At 63.4% G+C, this 19,618-nt stretch carries 20 protein-coding genes; 14 read left to right on the forward strand and 6 right to left on the reverse strand.

Features of this window, described 5'->3' with window-relative positions; translation table 11 throughout:
• Positions 1-47: 47 nt before the first annotated feature.
• Positions 48-2,075: a sensor histidine kinase gene (locus tag KUF59_RS36130; protein ID WP_212462754.1), complete on the forward strand. Its 2,028-nt coding sequence runs from the start codon at positions 48-50 to the stop codon at positions 2,073-2,075.
• A 148-nt stretch (positions 2,076-2,223) separates the two neighbouring features.
• Here KUF59_RS36130 and KUF59_RS36135 read toward each other — a convergent pair whose 3' ends face one another.
• The 3 genes from KUF59_RS36135 to KUF59_RS36145 all read right to left on the reverse strand — a co-directional run bounded on the left by KUF59_RS36135 (position 2,224) and on the right by KUF59_RS36145 (position 5,710).
• A complete protein-coding gene (locus KUF59_RS36135; RefSeq protein WP_212462755.1) occupies positions 2,224-3,195 on the reverse strand; it encodes a transglutaminase family protein in 972 nt (323 codons plus the stop codon).
• A gap of 251 nt (positions 3,196-3,446) precedes the next feature.
• The gene (locus KUF59_RS36140; protein ID WP_212462756.1) at positions 3,447-4,229 is read right to left on the reverse strand and encodes a helix-turn-helix transcriptional regulator; all 783 of its coding nucleotides are present in this window, start codon (positions 4,227-4,229) and stop codon (positions 3,447-3,449) included.
• A gap of 275 nt (positions 4,230-4,504) precedes the next feature.
• Positions 4,505-5,710, reverse strand: a complete 1,206-nt coding sequence (locus KUF59_RS36145) for an LLM class flavin-dependent oxidoreductase (RefSeq protein ID WP_212462757.1) — start codon at positions 5,708-5,710, stop codon at positions 4,505-4,507.
• Between the two features lie 263 nt (positions 5,711-5,973).
• Between KUF59_RS36145 and napE the strand changes: the two genes are divergently transcribed.
• The 10 genes from napE (at position 5,974) to KUF59_RS36195 (ending at position 13,463) form a co-directional block, all read left to right on the forward strand.
• Positions 5,974-6,162: a periplasmic nitrate reductase, NapE protein gene (gene napE, locus KUF59_RS36150; RefSeq protein ID WP_212462758.1), complete on the forward strand. Its 189-nt coding sequence runs from the start codon at positions 5,974-5,976 to the stop codon at positions 6,160-6,162.
• A 24-nt stretch (positions 6,163-6,186) separates the two neighbouring features.
• The gene (locus KUF59_RS36155; RefSeq protein ID WP_212462759.1) at positions 6,187-6,498 is read left to right on the forward strand and encodes a chaperone NapD; all 312 of its coding nucleotides are present in this window, start codon (positions 6,187-6,189) and stop codon (positions 6,496-6,498) included.
• Positions 6,499-6,516: 18 nt separating this feature from the next.
• The gene (gene napA, locus KUF59_RS36160; protein ID WP_212462760.1) at positions 6,517-9,021 is read left to right on the forward strand and encodes a nitrate reductase catalytic subunit NapA; all 2,505 of its coding nucleotides are present in this window, start codon (positions 6,517-6,519) and stop codon (positions 9,019-9,021) included.
• A gap of 3 nt (positions 9,022-9,024) precedes the next feature.
• Positions 9,025-9,495 carry a nitrate reductase cytochrome c-type subunit gene (locus KUF59_RS36165; RefSeq protein ID WP_212462761.1) on the forward strand — a complete coding sequence of 157 codons (471 nt, stop codon included), beginning with the start codon at positions 9,025-9,027 and terminating at the stop codon, positions 9,493-9,495.
• Positions 9,492-10,145 carry a NapC/NirT family cytochrome c gene (locus KUF59_RS36170; protein WP_212462762.1) on the forward strand — a complete coding sequence of 218 codons (654 nt, stop codon included), beginning with the start codon at positions 9,492-9,494 and terminating at the stop codon, positions 10,143-10,145. Before KUF59_RS36165 ends, KUF59_RS36170 begins: the two co-directional genes overlap by 4 nt.
• 100 nt (positions 10,146-10,245) lie before the next feature.
• The gene (locus KUF59_RS36175; protein WP_212462763.1) at positions 10,246-11,361 is read left to right on the forward strand and encodes an ATP-dependent DNA helicase; all 1,116 of its coding nucleotides are present in this window, start codon (positions 10,246-10,248) and stop codon (positions 11,359-11,361) included.
• 200 nt (positions 11,362-11,561) lie between these two features.
• Positions 11,562-12,263, forward strand: coding sequence for a peptide-methionine (S)-S-oxide reductase MsrA (msrA, locus tag KUF59_RS36180; protein WP_212462764.1), 702 nt, complete (start codon positions 11,562-11,564; stop codon positions 12,261-12,263).
• A gap of 17 nt (positions 12,264-12,280) precedes the next feature.
• Complete coding sequence (gene msrB, locus KUF59_RS36185; protein ID WP_212462765.1) at positions 12,281-12,694, forward strand: peptide-methionine (R)-S-oxide reductase MsrB; 414 nt, start codon at positions 12,281-12,283, stop codon at positions 12,692-12,694.
• A gap of 106 nt (positions 12,695-12,800) precedes the next feature.
• Positions 12,801-12,965 (forward strand): DUF3309 family protein, encoded by a 165-nt coding sequence (locus tag KUF59_RS36190; protein ID WP_212462766.1) that lies wholly within the window; start codon positions 12,801-12,803, stop codon positions 12,963-12,965.
• 204 nt (positions 12,966-13,169) lie between these two features.
• Positions 13,170-13,463, forward strand: coding sequence for a hypothetical protein (locus KUF59_RS36195; protein ID WP_140977018.1), 294 nt, complete (start codon positions 13,170-13,172; stop codon positions 13,461-13,463).
• A gap of 102 nt (positions 13,464-13,565) precedes the next feature.
• Here the strand turns inward: KUF59_RS36195 and KUF59_RS36200 are convergent, their stop codons facing one another.
• Both KUF59_RS36200 and KUF59_RS36205 read right to left on the reverse strand, forming a co-directional pair.
• Entirely contained in the window at positions 13,566-14,117 is a 552-nt protein-coding gene (locus KUF59_RS36200; RefSeq protein WP_212462767.1) for a DUF4112 domain-containing protein, read from the reverse strand.
• A gap of 53 nt (positions 14,118-14,170) precedes the next feature.
• Positions 14,171-14,596, reverse strand: coding sequence for a DUF5413 family protein (locus tag KUF59_RS36205; protein WP_212462768.1), 426 nt, complete (start codon positions 14,594-14,596; stop codon positions 14,171-14,173).
• A gap of 354 nt (positions 14,597-14,950) precedes the next feature.
• On the opposite strand from KUF59_RS36205, the gene KUF59_RS36210 reads away from it, so the two are divergent.
• The 3 genes from KUF59_RS36210 (at position 14,951) to KUF59_RS36220 (ending at position 17,709) form a co-directional block, all read left to right on the forward strand.
• Positions 14,951-16,801: a sensor histidine kinase gene (locus KUF59_RS36210; RefSeq protein WP_212462769.1), complete on the forward strand. Its 1,851-nt coding sequence runs from the start codon at positions 14,951-14,953 to the stop codon at positions 16,799-16,801.
• Between the two features lie 89 nt (positions 16,802-16,890).
• Positions 16,891-17,133: a hypothetical protein gene (locus KUF59_RS36215; RefSeq protein WP_249141186.1), complete on the forward strand. Its 243-nt coding sequence runs from the start codon at positions 16,891-16,893 to the stop codon at positions 17,131-17,133.
• Between the two features lie 279 nt (positions 17,134-17,412).
• A complete protein-coding gene (locus KUF59_RS36220) occupies positions 17,413-17,709 on the forward strand; it encodes a hypothetical protein (RefSeq protein WP_249141195.1) in 297 nt (98 codons plus the stop codon).
• A 22-nt stretch (positions 17,710-17,731) separates the two neighbouring features.
• Here the strand turns inward: KUF59_RS36220 and KUF59_RS36225 are convergent, their stop codons facing one another.
• Positions 17,732-19,570 carry a sensor histidine kinase gene (locus KUF59_RS36225; protein WP_212462771.1) on the reverse strand — a complete coding sequence of 613 codons (1,839 nt, stop codon included), beginning with the start codon at positions 19,568-19,570 and terminating at the stop codon, positions 17,732-17,734.
• Positions 19,571-19,618 lie beyond the last annotated feature (48 nt).

The raw sequence follows: 19,618 nt of genomic DNA on the forward strand, positions 1-19,618 counted from the left end.
CTCGCACCCCGCTCTCAAGCGGCGCAGACGTCATTTTGACGGTCGGAGTGGCTCTGATCTATTTTGTCACCGCGCGGCTGAGCCTGGCGTTGCTGGACCCGGCCGACGGCGTTGCCGTTTTCTGGCCAGCGGGGGGAGTGGCTTCAGGGATTTTGATCGCCCTCGGTCCTGCGGCACAGCTGCCTGTCGTCCTCGGAGTGGCAGCTGCAACGATTGCGGCCAACTTGCTGGGCGATCGCAACATCTGGAGCTCGTTGTTCTTTGCTGTCACGAACACCAGTGAAACCGTCATCGTCGCGGGCCTGATCCACCGCTTTTGTGGATCTCCATTCGAGTTGAACGAACTGCGAAGGGTCCTGGCGCTATTCGCCGCGACCGGTATCGCAACGAGCATCTCCGGCCTTGGTGGTACGGCAGTATTTGTGCTGTTTCACGGGTCGGCTGCGTCCCCGGCGGTGATCTGGTTTCACTGGTTCTCATCTGCCTCAATCGGGATTATTGCGGTGACGCCGCTCGCAATCGGGCTGGCGTCGTTGGCGCGCACCCCCCCGCCGCGGTGGGAGGTTGCGGAGGGCGTTTTGGCGCTTGGCGTGGTGTCCCTCGTATGCGCGTTGCTGGCTTTCCTGCCCAACGAGCCCTGGACCGCGGTGCTGGCGGTCGGCGTACTCTGCCCGCTTCTGCTCTGGATCTCAGCTCGCCTTCGTCCAGCGTTCACCGCAATTGCCACGTTCTTCTGTTCGACCACGATCGTCTGGACGACAACCTTCGCAATCGGCATTTTCGGAGACCCACGTCTGTCGATCGAAGAGCGTGTGCTGACGGCCCAAGCTACCATCCTGGCGATCACACTAGGTGCTCTGGTTCTTGCGGCCCTGTTTAGCGAGAGGAGGCTTCACCACGACGCCATTCTGGAGAGGGAGTCCCGATTACAGGACGCCTGGAAATCAGCTCAATTGGCCGATCGCGCCAAATCGAGCTTTCTTGCTGCGGCAAGCCATGACTTGCGCCAGCCGTTACAGACCCTGAAACTCCTGCAAGCAGCGCTTGAATCGCACCATTCAAGCGGTGAGGCGCGCAATCTTGTCGCTGAAATCGGGAAATCGCTGGATACCATGACCAGCATCCTCTCCAGCCTGCTCGACGTGAACAAGCTGGAATCCGGAAACCTGCGTCCATCCGTGAGTGAGTTTTCGCTAAGCGAAATCTTCGAGCCGCTCGCTAGAGACTTTGTCGCGTCTGTGCAGGAAAGGGGACTCCGACTGTGCATCGTCCGTTCCGAGCTCATCATCCGCAGCGACAGCCGCATGCTCGCGGAGATGATCCGCAATCTCTTGTCGAATGCGGTTCGATACACTGACCGGGGACGAATCCTTCTTGGATGCCGACGAGTCGGCGACAATGTTCGCATCGAAGTCTGGGACAGCGGCGTCGGTATCACCGAAGACCAGCTTCCGCACATATTCGATGAGTACTACCAAGGAACCGATGGCGCGAAACTGGGTGGCTTTGGGTTGGGCCTTGCGATCGTAAAGCGGCTTGGAGAAATCCTGGATCACAGGGTCGAGGTGCGTTCTATCCCGGGGAAGGGTACACGGTTTTTCATTGAAGTTCCGCGCGGTCGATCCGGTGTCAATGTGCCGGAAGCAGCGTCGCCGGTGCATCTCTACAATGGTGCGTTCCTGGGCAGCGTTCTCGCGATCGAGGACGAGGCGTCCGTGCGCTCGGCGCTCCGAAGATTGTTGAAGGAGAGAGGGGTTGACGCCACCATCGTTGCAACGGAGACGGAAGCCTTGACCTTGGTCAAAGAGCAGAGTCTGCGCCCAGACGTGCTGCTGTGTGACTACAACCTTCGTGGCTCATCGGATGGTATCGAGACCGTTAGGCGCTTGCGTGTCGCCCTTGGCCGGAACGTGCCGACCGTCATGATGACGGGCGACATCAGATCGCAAACGATGGACTTGATTTCCGCGCAAGGTATCACTGTCCTGATCAAGCCGTTCCAGGCCGAAGAACTTCTGGACGCTCTGAGAGGCCGGGAGAAGCCAGTAATCACCGAGAGCGCATCACCCCATTGAGTTGCTGGGCCACCGCAGCGCCAATGATATCCAGAATTTGGATATCCGCCGCAGGCGCCAAGGGCGACTGGACCGCGTGCATCAACCGGATCTGCAATAGGCAGTACGACAACTGCGCATCCAGCTATTAATTCGCTGCCGAGCCCAACTAGCGGGCCAATGCCGGCTCGACCTGCTGCCCGATACGCTTCACGCTGACGGCCACATCCATGCCCGCGAAGTCGGAAGCCGCGCCGGTCCATGAGCCGGACACCGGCGCGGCCTGTTCGGGCTTGCGCGTGTAGGCCACCCGGATCAGGTCGGCGCCACCGACGAGCGTGTTGGTCGGGTCGTACGGCACCCAGCCGGCGCCGGGCAGGAAGACGTGCAGCCACGCGTGTGTCGCGCCACCTCCGAGAACGAGGGGGTCGTCGCGGCTTTCGATCTGTCGGGCGCCTTGCTGCAATCCGGTGTTTCGGATGACTGGCGGATTCGTCGTGTCGAGCGTCGCATCGTAGAGATAACCCGACACGAAGCGTGCGGCGATCCCCAGCCCTCGCACGACCTCCATCATCAGCAGGGCGAAGTCGCGGCAGGTTCCGCTACGGCGATCGAGCGTCTCGGCAGGCCGCTGCGTACCCATGGCGTCGCGCGACTGGTAGCGGAAGTCGCCGCGGATCGCGGCGTTCAGATTGCCGAGGATGTCGCGCGTGTGGATGGTGCCGCGCCGCGGCAGGAATTGCGCCACCCACTCGCGCAGCGCCGCCTGATCCTCGGGATATTGCTGCGGGAGGAAGGTCGCCAGATCGAGCCGGTCTTCGTCTCCGTACTGGAAAGGATAGTTTTCGGCCTCGGGCGCGAGCGGCAATTCCAGGTTCTTCACGCCGAAATGCTCGATCACGAAACGTGCGCGAAACTGTAGCATGTCGGCGGGCACCCGCGGCTCGACCACCGCGACCGAATTGGAAAAGACGTCGTGCTTCCAGTACTGGATGCTGTGCGGCGATACTTCCAATGTCGACGACAGCACCCGGATGTCGTGCGCGGGACGCGGCCGGAACATCACGTGGTGCGTGGAGAACTCCACCGGCTTGTTATACCGGTAGGTGGTGACGTGCTCGACTTCGAGGAAGACGGACATCAGGAGGCTCCAGGCCAATGACCAGTTCGGCGCGAACGGGCTGCAGCCGAGGGCGTTCGCACCCCTGTGCGCACTGTCGCGCAAGGACAACAGCTGCGACGGCAGATTAGACGACCTGTGCGGCCCGCAACAGGTGACTCTTGACATAGATCAACGTGCTGACCGTCAACCGAACTCGCACACTGAGACAGGCCACATCGCAACGCGCCCAAGGCCGATGAACTCGCCCCGCCGCATGCCCCCAAGACGCTTCAGTTCAGCCTCCGCGTCAGAAGCCGCAGCACGATCGCGAACAGCTCGTTCTGCGCGGAGATGCCGAGCTTCTCATAGGCGCGCTTGCGATAGGTCAGCGTCGAATGCAGGCTGATGCCGATCTCCTGCGAGATCGCCTCGGAGCTCAACCCTGCGAGAATGCCGCGACAGACGTCTTGCTCGCGCGCGGTCAGATCGCTGAGCGGCGGCCGCGTCGCAAACAGCGTAGCGATATCTTGTTCGGTACGGGGCGCCGTAGTCTGGAAATGACGCGCAACGCTCGCGCCGATCGTCGGCGCGATTGTTCGCAGGCGTTCGAGCTGCGCAGGGCTGAAGCGCCCTTGCGCGGCGATGCGATAGAAATTGACGTAGAAGCAGGTGTCCTCGACCCAGATCGCGGTGGCGAATTTGTCGACGATGCCGGAGTCCTGGAAGAAGATCTTTCGGTAGCGCGCATCGTACATGCGTGGCGCAAAGGCCGGCAGCAGGATCGGCGCCGGCTGCGCCTGCCCCTCGAACAGCGCGTCGCGGTTGGGATCCGACGCGTGGAACTGCCCGGCATAGGCGGCGCCGAGATCACTCCCGATCGCGATGTTGCCGGCATCAAGCAGACAGCTCGCGGCGCCCTTACGCGTCAGCGAGAACACCATGCAATGGCCGACATCCGCCTGCCGGCGCAGTGTTTCGATGAGGATGTTCGGGAAATTGGGCCGGCCGATCGCGAGCACGGCCGGGGTGATGTCGCCTGCTGCGAATGCCTGAGGTGCCCCATGAGGCCGCATCGTCCGCTCCCTGTCGCCATTTGCCAAAAGTTAGCAGCAACGGCGCAGGACCGGAAGGCGCCCCTGACTCGGGCATCCACAGAGGGACTCACCTTGCCCTGGTTTGCTCATGCCACAAACTCGTCATGCCCGGGCTTGTCCCGGGCATCCACGTTCTTCGTGCCCGCGACAAAGGTCGTGGATGGCCGGGACAAGCCCGGCCATGACGAATGTGGAAGCAATCGCACGCAAACTCGCCACGGTCACTTGCGATTGCACTTCCAACAGGGGAACGCCTACCCCGCAGCCACCTTCGCCGGCGCGACGTTGATCGCGAGCTTGCCGTAACGATCGGTGAAGGCCTCGGTGTCGATTTCCTCGAGCTTGATCTCGCCGCTCATGACACCCTGTTTCCAGGCCTCCTGTGCCGGGTCGTTCTGGAACTCCGGCATCACCTCGCGGCCGAACAGCTCGAGCGACTCGCAGATGTGCTCGTGGCTGTTCTTGCCGGCCTGGTTGAGCAGGATGACCTGATCGATATGGGAGCTCTGGAATCGCCTCAACTTCTTGCGGATCGTCTCCGGTGAGCCGATCAGGCCGCCGCGCAGCGCCGCCTCCTGCGCCTCCGGATTGTCGCGCTTCCACTTGTTGTACTCGTCCCACATGTTGACGGTGCCGGGCGCCGGGCGCTGGCGGTTCTGCGAGGCACCGTAGAAGCGCAGGGCGAACTGGAAGAAGGTGGCACCGTCGGCGCGCGCACGGGCCTCCTCGTCGGTCCTGGCGCACATGAAGAACGAGACCAGCGCCATGTTGGGGTTGATCTCGTAGTCGGCCAATTTGTGCAGCCGCTTGGTCATCGCATTGTAATAGGCGTGCACCCAGGCGTGCGCGGCATCGGCGCTGACGAACTGGAAGCCGAGCGCGCCAAAGCCGTGGCGGCCGGCGCGCTCGATGGTCGGCAGTTGCGAGCAGGCCATCCACAGCGGCGGATGCGGCTTCTGCACCGGTTTTGGCACGACATTGCGCAAAGGAATGTCGAAATATTTGCCGTGGTGCTCGCAGCCGCCATCCCTGAACATCGGGAAGATCGCGCGGACCGCTTCCTCGAACACCTCTTTCTTGTGCTCCATGTTCCGGCCGAACGGCTCGAGCTCGGTGATCGAGGCGCTCTCGCCCATGCCGAACTCGCAGCGGCCGTTGCTGAGGAGGTCGAGCACCGCGACGCGTTCGGCGACGCGCGCGGGATGATTGGTTGTGAGCTGGAGGATGCCGTGGCCGAGTCTAATTTTCTGCGTGCGCTGGCTGGCCGCCGCGAGGAATGATTCCGGCGAGGGCGAGTGCGAATATTCCTCCAGGAAGTGATGCTCGACCACCCAGGCATGGTCGTAGCCGAGCTTGTCGGCAAGTTCCATTTGCGTCAGCGCGTTCTGGTATAGCCTGAGCTCGTCGCCGGCGACCCAGGGACGGGGCAGTTGGAGCTCATAGAAGATGCCGAACTTCATGACGCCTCCCATTATTCTTGTTAATTGCATCTTATTGAGCGAGGCGGCGCTGTCCATGGCGGTGCAATTCCGCCACGTGGCACAAGCGGAATTTACTCCGAACAACCCAAGGTTTATTACTCATACCACTGCGACAAAGTGTGCGATGCAATGCGGGTTGATCCATATCAAACTACCAGCACCGCAGTTCCTTTAGGTAGTTGATCTGCAAGGTAACGGCCCGGATGCCGTCCAATTCCAAATTAGCTTCAGAGAGACCGAATATGTCGGCCCCTGGCGACGAGACGACTGGGCGTTTGCGCCGACGGCGCATGGAGATTTTTGCGTTCCTGTTCCTGACGGCGGTGGTGATGCCAGCCCTCGCGGTCGGGACCGTCGGCAGCTATGGGCTCGCCGTGTGGATCTACCAGATGTTCGCAGGTCCCCCCGGTCCGCCGCAAAGCCCGCATTGAAATCCAACAGAGAAAGGCAGGCATATGGCCCAAGCCAAACTCAACCGCCGCGCACTGATCACCGGACGGGTGCTCACCGCCGACCGCATCGTGCCTCCGCCCGGGGGCGAGATCGCCAGCATTCTGGTGCAGGCGCGCCCCGATCGGCTCGCTACCGTCGAAGCCGACATCACCGCGCTGTCCGGCTGCGAGATCCACGGCCGTGACATCAGAGGCAAGCTCGTTGTCGTTGTCGAAGCTGACGACGCCGGCAGCCTCGGCACCACCCTCAACACCATCCAGTCGCTGCCAAACGTCTATTCCGCGGCGCTGGTTTTTCACGCCATCGAAGCCTAAGGCGACGGGAGAATCTTGATGACCACACCCAAACTCGACCGCCGCCAGATGCTGAAGCTGGAGGCTGCCGCGATCGCGGCCGCTGCCGCCGGCATGCCGGTCCCGGCCCTGGCCGCAAACCTCGCCGCCGAGCGCGACGTCAGCGAACTGAAGTGGGACAAGGCCGCCTGCCGCTTCTGCGGCACCGGCTGCTCCGTCATGGTCGCCACCAAGGACAATCGCGTGGTCGCCACGCACGGCGACATCAAGGCCGAGGTCAATCGCGGCCTCAACTGCGTCAAGGGCTACTTCCTCTCCAAGATCATGTACGGCCACGACCGGCTGACGCAGCCGATGCTGCGCAAGACGGGCGGCAAGTACGACAAGAACGGCGAGTTCACACCTGTTACATGGGACGAAGCCTTCGACATCATGGCCGAGAAGTGGAAGGACGCGATCAAGAAGCGCGGGCCGAACGGCGTCGCCATGTTCGGCTCCGGCCAGTGGACGATCTGGGAGGGCTATGCCGCCTCAAAGCTGTTCAAGGCCGGCTTCCGCACCAACAATATCGATCCCAATGCGCGCCACTGCATGGCGTCAGCCGTTGCGGGCATGATGCGGACCTTCGGCATCGACGAGCCCGCCGGTTGCTATGACGACATCGAGGCGACCGACGCCTTCGTACTGTGGGGCTCCAACATGGCGGAGATGCACCCCATTTTGTGGACGCGTCTCACCGACCGTCGTCTCTCCGCGCCGCATGTCCGCGTCGCCGTGCTCTCGACCTTCGAGCACCGCTCGTTCGACCTCGCCGATATCGGCATGGTGTTCGTGCCGCAGACCGACCTCTACATCCTCAACGCCATCGCCAACCACATCATCAAGACAGGGCGCGTCAACAAGGATTTTGTCGCCGCGCATACCGTGTTCAAGCGCGGCCAGACCGACATTGGTTACGGCCTGCGGCCCGAGCATCCCCTGCAGAAGAAGGCGACGGGTGCCGCCAAGGCCAACGACTCCACCGACATGAGCTATGACGAGTTCGCAAAATTCGTCTCGGAGTACACGCTGGAGAAGGCAGCCCAGATGTCCGGCGTGCCGCTCAACCGGCTCGAGGCGCTGGCCGAGCTCTATGCCGACCCCAAGACCAAGGTCGTCTCGTTCTGGACCATGGGCTTCAACCAGCACACCCGCGGCGTCTGGTGCAACAACCTCGTCTACAACATCCATCTGCTGACGGGGAAGATCTCCTCGCCCGGCAACAGCCCGTTCTCGCTGACCGGCCAACCGTCGGCCTGCGGCACCGCGCGCGAGGTCGGCACCTTCTCGCACCGCCTCCCCGCCGACATGGTCGTCACCAACAAGGAGCACCGCACCAAGACCGAGCACATCTGGCTGCTGCCCGAAGGCACCATTCCCGACAAAAACGGCGCACATGCCGTGCTGCAAAGCCGGATGCTCAGGGACGGCCTGATCAACGCCTATTGGGTGCAGGTCAACAACAATTTGCAGGCCGGCCCCAACGTCAACGAGGAGACCTATCCGGGTTTCCGCAACCCCGACAATTTCATCGTGGTGTCGGACGCCTATCCGACCGTCACCGCGCTCGCCGCCGACCTCATTTTGCCCACCGCAATGTGGGTCGAGAAGGAAGGCGCCTATGGCAATGCCGAGCGGCGCACGCAGTTCTGGCACCAGCTCGTCACAGCGCCGGGCGAAGCCAAGTCCGATCTCTGGCAGCTCATCGAGTTCTCCAAGCGCTTCAAGATCGAGGAAGTATGGCCGGAGGAGCTGATCGCCAAGAAGCCGGAGGTTCGCGGCAAGACGCTGTTCGACGTGCTCTACAAGAACGGCCAGATCGACAAGTTCCCGACCTCGGAGATCGAAGCCGGTTACGGCAACGAGGAATCCAAGGCGTTCGGATTCTACGTCCAGAAGGGCCTGTTCGAGGAGTACGCCCAGTTCGGCCGCGGCCACGGCCACGACCTCGCGCCGTTCGACACCTATCATCGCGAGCGCGGCCTGCGCTGGCCGGTCGTCAACGGCCAGGAGACGAAGTGGCGCTTCCGCGAGGGCAGCGATCCCTATGTGAAGCAGGGCACCGACGTGCAGTTCTACGGCTACCCCGACGGCAAGGCGCGCATCTTCGCGCTGCCGTTCGAGCCGGCGGCGGAATCGCCCGACAAGGACTATCCGTACTGGCTCTCGACCGGCCGCGTGCTGGAGCACTGGCATTCCGGCACCATGACGCGCCGCGTGCCCGAGCTCTACAAGGCCTTCCCCGAAGCCGTCTGCTTCATGCACCCGGACGACGCGCAGGATGCGAAGCTGCGTCGCGGCGACGAGGTGAAAGTGGTCTCGCGCCGCGGTTACATCCGCGCCCGCGTCGAGACGCGCGGCCGCGACCGGCCGCCGAAGGGCCTCGTCTTCGTGCCGTGGTTCGACGAATCAAAGCTGATCAACAAGGTGACGCTGGACGCCACCGATCCGATTTCGCTGCAAACCGACTTCAAGAAATGCGCCGTGCGCATCGAGCGGGTGTGAGCCATGATGAAACGATTTGGTATCGCCGTGCTGGCGCTCGCGATGGCCGCGGGCGCAGGCACACTGACTGCGCAGACGCTCAATTCCGGCCTGCGCGGCACGGCCCCGCTCAACGAGGAAGGCCCGGCGCCGCCGATGCTGCCGAACCGCAACACCTCGGAGAAGGAGGCGCGCAACTATCCGGAGCAGCCGCCGGTGATCCCGCATTCGATCGACGGCTACCAGATCGACCTCAACGGCAACAAGTGCCTGTCCTGCCACGCGCGTGCGCGCACGGCGGAATCGCAGGCGCCGATGGTCTCGATCACCCACTTCATGGACCGTGACGGTCAGTTCCTGGCCTCGATCTCGCCGCGGCGCTTCTTCTGCACGGAGTGCCACGTGCCGCAGAATACCGCCACGCCGCCCGTCAGCAACGACTTCACCGACGTCGACACGCTGCTCTCGCGTGCAAGCCCCGGTGGCCGGCGATGACAACGACCGCTGACGAGCCCAGGGACGGGTTGAAGGCGAAGCGCGGCTTCATCGCGCGGAGCTGGGATTTTGCTCTCGAACTCTGGGGCGTGCTGAGACGGCCGAGCTCGGTCTTCGCACTCGGCACGCTGGTGCTCGCGGGCTTCGTGGCAGGCGTCATCTTCTGGGGCGGCTTCAACACCGCGCTGGAATTGACCAACACCGAAAAGTTCTGCACCGGCTGTCACGAGATGAAGGACAACGTCTATGCGGAGCTGAAGTCGACCATCCACTTCACCAACCGCTCCGGCGTGCGCGCGACCTGCCCGGACTGCCACGTCCCGCACAACTGGACCGACAAGATCGCGCGCAAGATGCAGGCCTCCAAGGAGGTCTGGGGCAAGATCTTTGGCACCATCGACACCCGCGAGAAATTCCTGGATCACCGGCTCGAGCTGGCGGCGCACGAATGGGCCCGCTTCAAAGCCAATGATTCCCTGGAATGCCGCAACTGCCACAGCGCCGATTCCATGGACATCACAAAGCAATCGCCGCGCGCCTCGGTCGCTCACCAGCGCTTCCTGTTCACGGGCGAGAAGACCTGCATCGACTGCCACAAGGGCATCGCCCATCACCTGCCCGACATGCGCGGCGTTCCCGGCTGGCAGTAGGGACTGCGGCAGCCGGATTTGCGCCGCTTGAACCGGCGGGGCGAATGGTTAGTTTTGGGGGATGGCGAATCGCCTCGTTTCGCCCTTCCTCAAGACAGATATGCCCAGTTTCACCCCGCATCAGGATGCCGCGCTAAAAGCCGTTGGCGATTGGCTCAAGGCAAAACCCGGCCGAGGCGGCACGCCGCCGATTTTTCGCCTGTTCGGCTTTGCCGGAACCGGCAAGACCACGCTGGCGCGGCACATCGCCGACGGCGTCGACGGCGAGGTGAAGTTCGCCGCCTTCACCGGCAAGGCCGCGCTGGTGATGCGCAACAAGGGCTGCGACAACGCCTCCACCATCCACTCGCTGATCTACCGCGCCCGCGAATCCGGCGAGGAGCAGCCGAGTTTTGAGCTCTGGGACGACGCGCCGGCCTCCAAGGCAAAACTGATCGTGATCGACGAATGCTCGATGGTCGATGCGGAATTGGGCCGCGACCTCATGTCGTTCGACTGTCCGCTGCTGGTGCTGGGGGATCCCGCGCAGTTGCCGCCGATCCAGGGCGGCGGCTTCTTCACCAATACCGAGCCCGACGCGATGCTGACCGAGGTGCACCGTCAGGCGCAGGACGATCCGATCGTGCGGATGTCGATGGACATCCGCGAGGGGCGCGAGCTCGAGATCGGCCGCTACGGCGAGAGCGAGGTGGTCTCGCGCAAGGAGCTCGACCCCGATCGCGTGATGAGCGCCGACCAGGTGCTGGTCGGCCGCAACAACACGCGACGTGCGTACAATATGCGAGTGCGCCAGCGCCAGAACATCGAGGACCAGTTTCCGGTCGCCGGCGACAAGCTGGTCTGCCTGCGCAACAACCGCAAGAAAGGCCTGTTCAACGGCGGCCTGTGGCGCGTGAAGTCACGCAACACGTCGCGTTCGAAATCGCGCATCCTCAGCATGCGGCTGTCGCCGGACGAGGAGTTCGGCCACAAGGTCACCAAGGTCTCGGTGCGCGCCGATTGTTTTGAAGGCGGCATCGAGCAGATCGCGTGGGAGCAGCGCAAACCCTATGACGAGTTCGACTTCGGCTATGTGCTGACCGTGCACAAGTCGCAGGGCTCGCAATGGGACGACGTCGTGCTGTTCGACGAGAGTTTTGCGTTCCAGGACTCCAGGGCACGGTGGCTCTACACCGGCATCACGCGCGCGGCGAAGCGGTTGAGCGTGGTGGTGTAAGGCTAACCCACCCTACGAATCCGTCACTTCTCCGCCACGAAAGCGTGTGCCTCACGGGTTCGTGTCCGCAGCAATGTAACAATCGCCCGGCCAACCCGTATCTTGCTCACGTACTTGGACAACGGAAAACGCCGCCGTCCGGGCTGTTCGCCCGGTCCGCCCAGCCCTAGACTGTCGCCAATTTCGCAAGAGGATCCGCCATGCGCCGAACCCGCTTCCATGTCCCCTCACTGCTCGCCGCGCTGGCGCTTGCCTTCGCCGCGCCTGCCCGGGCAGCAGAAGAGGCTGTCGTCATTCCCACCCCCGCCATAGATGCGGCGCCGGCGAGCGGCATCCAGACCGCTGTTCTCGCGGGCGGCTGCTTCTGGGGCGTGCAGGGCGTGTTCCAGCACACCGCAGGCGTCGTGAACGCGGTCTCCGGCTATGCCGGCGGAACCAAGGCGACCGCGGATTATCGCATGGTGTCCTCGGGCACCACGGGCCACGCCGAAGCGGTCGAGGTGAAATACGATCCGAAGAAGATCACTTACGGAAAAATCCTGCAGATCTTCTTCTCGGTCGTGCACGATCCGACCCAGCTCGACCGCCAGGGTCCGGACGTCGGCACGCAATATCGCTCGGCGATTTTCACGACCTCCGACGAGCAGAAGAAGGTCGCGGACGCCTATATCGCGCAGCTCAACGGCGCAAAAGTGTACAAGAAGCCGATCGTGACCAAGATCGGCGCGCTGGAGGCGTTCTACCCGGCCGAGGCCTATCACCAGGACTATCTGACGCTGCACCCGACGCAGCCCTATATCGCCTACAACGACATTCCGAAGGTCGAGAACCTGAAGAAGCTGTTCGCGGATAATTATCTGGAGAAGCCGACGCTGGTCAGTGCCAGCAAGGCCACCAACTAAAGCGCGATGGGAGATCCATGTCCGACACCAAGACGACTTCCGACAAGGTCATCAAGAGCGAGGAGCAGTGGCGGCGCGAATTGTCGCCGATGCAATATGCAGTGTTACGGGAAAAGGCGACCGAACGTCCCTTCTCCGGCGAGTATGAGCACGACCACCGCGCCGGCACCTATGTCTGCGCCGGCTGCGGCAACGAGCTGTTCGAGTCGGACGCCAAGTTCGATTCCGGCTGCGGCTGGCCGAGCTTCACCCAGCCTGCCGTCGAGAGCCATATCGACGAGGAGCGGGATGTGAGCCACGGCATGATCCGCACCGAGGTGCTATGCTCCAAATGCAGCGGCCATCTCGGCCACGTCTTCCCCGACGGTCCGGCGCCGACGGGGCTGCGCTACTGCATCAATTCGGCGGCGCTCAAGCTGGAGCCGAAATAGCGCCGGCAAGTGCGGGTTCCGGCGTGGAACCCGATGCCGAGATGTGCTTTTCTCTCCTGACGGTGCGGCTGACCGGCGCATCACAGCGGCCGTCAGGGAGGATGCCATGACGCTCGGAACCATCCTGATCATCCTGGTGATTATCTACCTCTTGGGCGGCATGTCCGGCCGCTTCGGGGGCTATGGCTATGGCATGGGCCATTCCGGCATGGGGATCGGCGGCGTCATTCTCGTGGTGCTGGTCGTGCTGCTGCTTCTGGGCAAGCTTTAAGCCGAATAAGCCATTGATTTAACTGCAATTATACCCATTGCGGGGCTGCCATGCGCGGATTCATCATCTCCGTTCGCAGGGGTCGCATTTCTGTCAAAACGGCCTATATTAGGGGTCGGAAATGACGGCGTGCCGCCAGGTCGCGGCCATCGCCCTCCACCCCCATCGCGCCTGAAGCAAAGAAAGATCACGAGGTCTTTGACCATGCGTCCACTGCGTCCGTTCAACTTCAACACCTCCGCCGAGCTCTTCCCCGCCGCCATCCGCAAGAAGAAGCGTGCCGGCTTCACCTATCGGCGTTTCGGCACTGCGGCCGAGGCCGTGCAATTCGCGATGGAGCAGTTGCCGACGGATTCGCTGAACGGCGCCTATCTCCAGGTCGAGGAAGCGCGCTTCGACCAGAACGGTATCCGCTCGCTCTATGAGAGCGAAGCCTTCCCGCTGCCGCGCCGCCGCAAGCCGGAGCCGGCTGCGAACACCGACGCCGACGCGGCGTAAGCTTTTCCATCCTCCGATGGGTTGCGAAGCGCGGTAGCCAAACGGCTACCGCGCTTTTCGCGTTTGGCTCTCTCCACGTGCGGGGACAGGCGAAGAAGAAACTCAGCGTCCCTGTTTGTCGAGCCAGCGGCGCAGCAGGCGCACGTTGCGCATGTTGGCGCGGAACATGACGTCAAAGGCATCGCCGGCGAACGGCACCATGCCGACGACACCGTCGACCGCGACATTGCCGAGCATCCGCGCCGTGAGATACCAGGGCGCGCCCAGCGCGCGCGCCTCGCGCACCAGCCACAGCGAGATCGCGGTCGTGATGATATCGCCGACCACCGGGATCAGGCCGATCAGGCCATCGATGCCATAACGGATGTTGGTGCCGGGCAGCACGAAGGCGATATCGAGCAGTTTTGCGAGCGCCTCGAGCCGCGCCAGCCGCTGCTCCCGCGTCAGATTGCCGAAGGGATTGGCGAATGAACCGTCCCTGCTGAACTCGAAGCCGAACTCGCGAAATCCCTGCTCCAGCGTCTCGGGCCGGATCTCGTGCCCCTCCTGATCGATGATCGGCCCGCGCGCCTCGCGCCCGCTGAAGGTCGCACGCGAGGTGTTCCCCGAACGGCGCCGTCCGCGCACTGAAATCTCGTCATCGGGCATGGTCATGGTCCCCGGTCAACGCACGGGTGCGGCCGAGGTTGCTGCGGCGGAGTGGCCACTCACGCCGATGCCGCCGCCGGCTGCGGCTCGTCGATATATTTGTGCACGACCCAGGACGAGATCACTGCCGGCACGAAGCCGACCAGCCCATAGAGGATGAACTGCACCGCACCGCTCTCCGATCCGCGCGAGCCATAGGTGAAGACGGCCAGGAAGAATGCGGTGATCCCGACCAGCAGGATGCGCAGCACCGGCCCGACGCGCTTGATGTGCAGGAGGATGTCATCAACCGCACCGATCATCAGCGCCGGCAGGAAGCCGAACAAATAGCTGTATTGCAGGGTCTTGAAGAACACCACGAACAGCTTACCGACCTCGCCCAGACTGGTCTGGGTCCAGTAGCCGGACTGATAGGTGGTCGTCAGCAGCAGCAGAAAGCCGCCGATGAACGGGACGACCAGCGCAAAAACCAGATAGCGTTTCATCAAGCACCCCTTACTCGGACACCGCAATTATAGCAGCGCGCCCCAAAGCTTGGATAGCCGTTCGCATAGAACGGAGCCAGCGCCGCGAAGGTCCATAAGCTCCCGGCAGCGGCCTCATCAGCCCGGCCTGCCGATTACGATCGCGCGCTGAAACTGTCGCCGGCTCGCGCAGGGTCAGCAACTCGCCGAGGGCGCATCGCGGCAACCGGCCGCAGGGCGCGGCATCGCAGTAGCCGCGGCCTTGCGAGCGCACAGCCTACGTGCAACGCTGCTGCAATCGGTAGAATGTTGGCTGCAATCAAAGAAATTGCACGAGCTTCGAGTACGATAGTGGCCGGCCCTCGGCGTAGAATATTGCGGCATGTCGTTATCTGCATCCTGACGGCGATGCTGTCCGTTGCGCTTGCACGGACGGCTCACGCCGAGCCGAAGCGCGTGCTGGTGCTGCATTCCTACGGTCAGAACTTCAAGCCGTGGCGGGACTACGCGGTTGCGCTGCGCCAGGAGTTCGAGCGCCAGTCGCGCTGGCCGATCGACGTCCAGGATTTTTCGGTCGTCACCGCCCGCTTCGACGACAAGAGCGTCGAGACCCAGTTCGTCGAATATCTCGGCGCGCTGTTCGCACACGGCGCGCCCGACCTCATCGTGGCGATCGGGGCGCCAGCGGCCCTGTTCGTGCAGCAGCATCGGGCAGGCCTGTTTCCCTCGGTCCCGATGGTCCTGACCGCCGTCGAGGAACGGCGGGTACGGCAGTCGGCATTGACGGACAATGATGCTGTCGTTGCCGTGAAGCAGGATCTTCCGGCGCTGTTTGCCAACATTCTCCGGCTGCGCCCGGAGACGAAGACCGTTGCCGTGGTGATCGGCGACTCCCCGAACGAGCGCTTCTGGCTCAGCGAATTCCGCCGCGAGATCGAACCGACGCTCTCCAACGTCAAGATGGTGTTCTGGAACGACAAATCCTTCCCCGACATTCTGAAGCAGGCCGCCACGCTGCCGCCGAACAGCGCGATCTTCTGGGTGCAGTTGCAAGTGGACGGGACCGGCGCCGTGCACGAAGGCGAACGTGCCCTGAAGCACATCCACGATGTCGCCAACGCGCCGATCTTCTCCTATGACGAGTCCTTCTTCGGCGGCGAGACCGTCGGCGGTCCAATGACGTCGGCGGCCAAGTCCGGCCACAAGACGGCGGAGGTCGCGCTCAGAATTCTCGGTGGCGAAAAGCCTGATGACATCAAGACGCCGACGCTCGAATACGGCCCGCCAAGATATGATTGGCGGCAGTTGCAGCGCTGGAACATCCCCGAGAGCCGGCTTCCGCCTGACAGCGAGGTGGAGTTTCGCCCGCCGACGGCATGGGCACCCTATCGCTGGCAGATCAGCCTCATCGCGGCCGTGATCCTGCTTCAGGCAGCGCTCATCAGCATCCTCGTCCACGAACGCCGCCGGCGGCTGCTCGCCGAGGTCCAGGCGCGGCAGCGCTCGGCGGAGCTGGCGCACATCAATCGTTTCACGATGGCGGGCGAGCTGACCGCCTCGATCGCGCACGAACTCAACCAGCCGCTCGGCGCGATCCTGACCAATGCCGAGAGCGCGGCCTTGATGCTGAAATCCGACACGCCCGACCTCAAGGAGCTGCGCGAGATCGTCGAGGACATCAGGCGCGACGACTCGCGCGCGAGCGAAGTCATCATCCGCCTGCGCAGCCTGCTCAAGAAGGCGCCGTTCGAGCAACGCGATCTCGATCTCAACCAGGTCGCGCGGGAGACGATCGAATTCCTCCAGCCGCTGGCCACCGCGCGCGATGTCGAGCTCGACCCGGGGATCGCCGCAGGCGCGCTGCCGATCCGGGGCGACCGGGTCCAGCTTCAGCAGGTGATCATGAACCTGATCGTCAATGCCATCGATGCGATCTCCGGCGCGGCGGGCCCAAAGCGCCGGATCGGATTGCGGACCGCACGGGTCGGCGAGTTCGCCGAAATCGGCGTCTGCGATAACGGCCCTGGCATCCTGCTCGACAGGTTCGACAAGGTGTTCGAGCCGTTCTTCACCACCAAGCCGCAAGGCATGGGCATGGGCCTGGCCATCGCCCGCACCATCGTGGAAGCCCATCACGGACGGATCGCGGCCGAGAACAAGGCCGAGGGAGGCGCGGTGTTCCGCATCATCCTGCCGCTCGCCGCGCCGGGACGCGGGCGGTCCTGACCGGCCGGAAACCGGCCGGAACAAGTGCCCGCCCTGCCGAGTTGGGACAGACTTCCAAGGAGCTTCCTGCAACCGACGCGGAGCGAGCGATGCGTGGTCTGATCATGGGACTAGCCGTCATCACCATGGCCGTAACGGGCCTTGTGAGCGCGCCGGCCTTCGCGCAAGGGCATGCCGGCACCAAAACGGAGCAGCAGGCCTGCTCGCGCGACGCCTCGCGGCTGTGCCGCAAGGAGCTCGGCAATGACGGTGCAGTGCAATCGTGCCTGCAGGCCAACCGCAGCAAGCTGTCGTCGTCATGCCGCAAGGTGTTCGAGAGCCACGGCATGTAACTTTGGCATGTAATTTTGGCATGTGATTTTTCGGAGCTTGCGTGACGAACGCGCAACAATCGTGAAATCGTTTGCGTGAGCCATTGAAGCTTCGCCGCAATCGCGCATAATTTGATTCGGGCGGCGCAGCACTTTCGATTCGACAGACATCGCAGATCGAACAACCACACACGGACGGATAGTCCGGTGCCGGTGATGACATGCGGCAGCGCAAGCCGCGTGCGGCGCCCCAAATACAAGCGGCCTGTCCGGCCGCGGAACCTCGGGGACGCATTTCACATGTCAAGCTACCGGATCGCAAACTACCGGATTATCAGGATCGCCACACTCGTTGCGCTCGCCACGTCGGCCGCTGCGCTCGCCACCTCACCCAGCCTCGCCTTCACGCAGGAAGCGCAGCAGATGTGCTCGGGCGATGCGATGCGGCTGTGCTCCGCCGAAATCCCCGACATCCCGCGGATCACCGCCTGCATGGTGCGGAACAAGTCCCAGGTCAGCCCGGGCTGCCGTGCGGTGATGGACCGGGAAGCGGCCGCCGCGGCGGCAGCGCGGAAGCGAGCGGCCGCGGTGGACTAGAGCCAGGTGACCGCCGCTTGCCTCAGGCGAGCGGCAGCCTGATGCGGAATCGCGCGCCACCCTTGGCATCGTTCTCGGCCAAGAGTTGTCCCGCGTGAGCCTCCACGATGGTTCGCGCGATGGACAGGCCAATCCCCATGCCGTGCTCCTTGGTCGTGAAGAACGGCTGGAACACGTCCGACAGCTTGTCCGGGGCAATGCCGGGACCGGAATCGGCAATCGAAACCTCGGCGAAATTGCCGCTGCGATCGGTCCTGACGACAATGTGGCGCTCCGCCGTCGGCATGCCGGCCATCGCGTCGATGGCGTTGACGACCAGGTTCAGGATCACCTGCTGGAGCTGAATCCGGTCTCCCCTGACGACGAGCGGTGCGGGCTCGAGCGCCCTGTCGACGCCGACCTGCCGGCCAACGGTGAGGGCAGCAAGGAACTCCAGGGTCTCGCCGACGATCGCGTTGAGATCGACCTCGCGCAGCTCGAAGGGAGTCTTCTTCAGCAGACTTCGCAGGCGCAGAATGACCTCGCTGGCACGCTCTTCGTCGCGGCGGATGTCGGCCACGATCTCCCTGATTTCGGCGATGTCGGGCGCGGCCGATTTGACCATCAGCTCCATGGTCTCGGCGTTGGTGCGAATGGCGCCGAGCGGCTGGTTGATCTCATGCGCGATCGAGGCGGTCAGCTCGTTGGCCGTCGTGAACCGGTTGACGTGGGCAAGCTCCGACATGCGCTGCCGGGATTGCACCTCGGCAAGGAGCCGGCGCCCTCGCTCATGCACGAGCAGCGTGATCAGCAGCGCCTGGGCCAGGACCACGGAGCAGATCAGCATGATCTGCCAGCGATAGGTCTCCCAGGTGGAGGGCTCGCGGAAATCGACCTCGCTACCTGCTGGCAAGATGCGCTCGCTGACGTTCCAGCGCTTCAATTCCCGCCAGTCGTATTTGGGCGGCTGAAAATCGCTGGGCGGGGTCTTGATGTCCCCCGGCTTCTCGCCGCCAAGGATGCGCATCGCGACAGACGCGGTTCGCCTGCCTCCCTCGGCCGGTGAATGCATTGGCCCGCCAATGATCTCCCGGCCGAAGAAGGCCTGATCCGTGGTGAAGATCGGCGCGTTGGCGACCGCATATAATCGTGTCAGCGCCCGGTCGCCCTCGTGGCCGACGCCCGCCCCATCGATGATCATTTGAAACCAGAAGATCGCCGAGTGCGCAGGAAGCGCGGCAATCTGCTTCAGCATCTCCTCGAAGGACAGCTTGTCGTACCACCTGATATCGACGCGCGACTCCAGCGGCTTCAACTCCCGGCGCATCTCGTTCTGCCAGACGAGCTCGTTGGGAGAGTTGCCGTTCACCATCGCGATGACGCGCGTCTCCGGCGCAATCGCGAGGAAGCTTTCGAAGAGGTAGCGAAAGTCGTGCCTGACCGCGACGACCGTATCGTTCTCGGTCAGGTTCGCGAACTGGATGCGGCGCTGCTCGACCGCCGTGAACAGCATCGGCGCGGCCGGAAACAGCTTCTGCCGGTGGCGCTGGATGAAGACGGCGGCCGGCGCGCCGATGCAGATGATCAGCTCGGGCGGCTTGTCGGCGTAGAGCGCGTGAAGATATTCGACGAACGGAAGGTCCGGATTGGAATCGGTGGTGCGGGCCGCGATCAGCGAATGTTCCTGCACATCCAGGACCCAGGGCGACTGCCGGTCCAGCTCGGCCCGAATGGCCCGCACGTATTCATTCCACGGCCGGAATTCACGGCCGAAGGAATGCAGGATCATGACGCGCTTGTGCTCGGCAGCCGCCGCATCGAGCAATGTCAATGCGTAGACCAGTGTCGCAACGCACAATCTGACAAGCGATGACCGGGCCATGAACCGAGGTACGCAATACGCTCAAGCAAAGGACGCCGGAGCCATTGT

Source organism: Bradyrhizobium arachidis, assembly GCF_024758505.1.
GTDB classification, from domain to species: domain Bacteria; phylum Pseudomonadota; class Alphaproteobacteria; order Rhizobiales; family Xanthobacteraceae; genus Bradyrhizobium; species Bradyrhizobium manausense_C.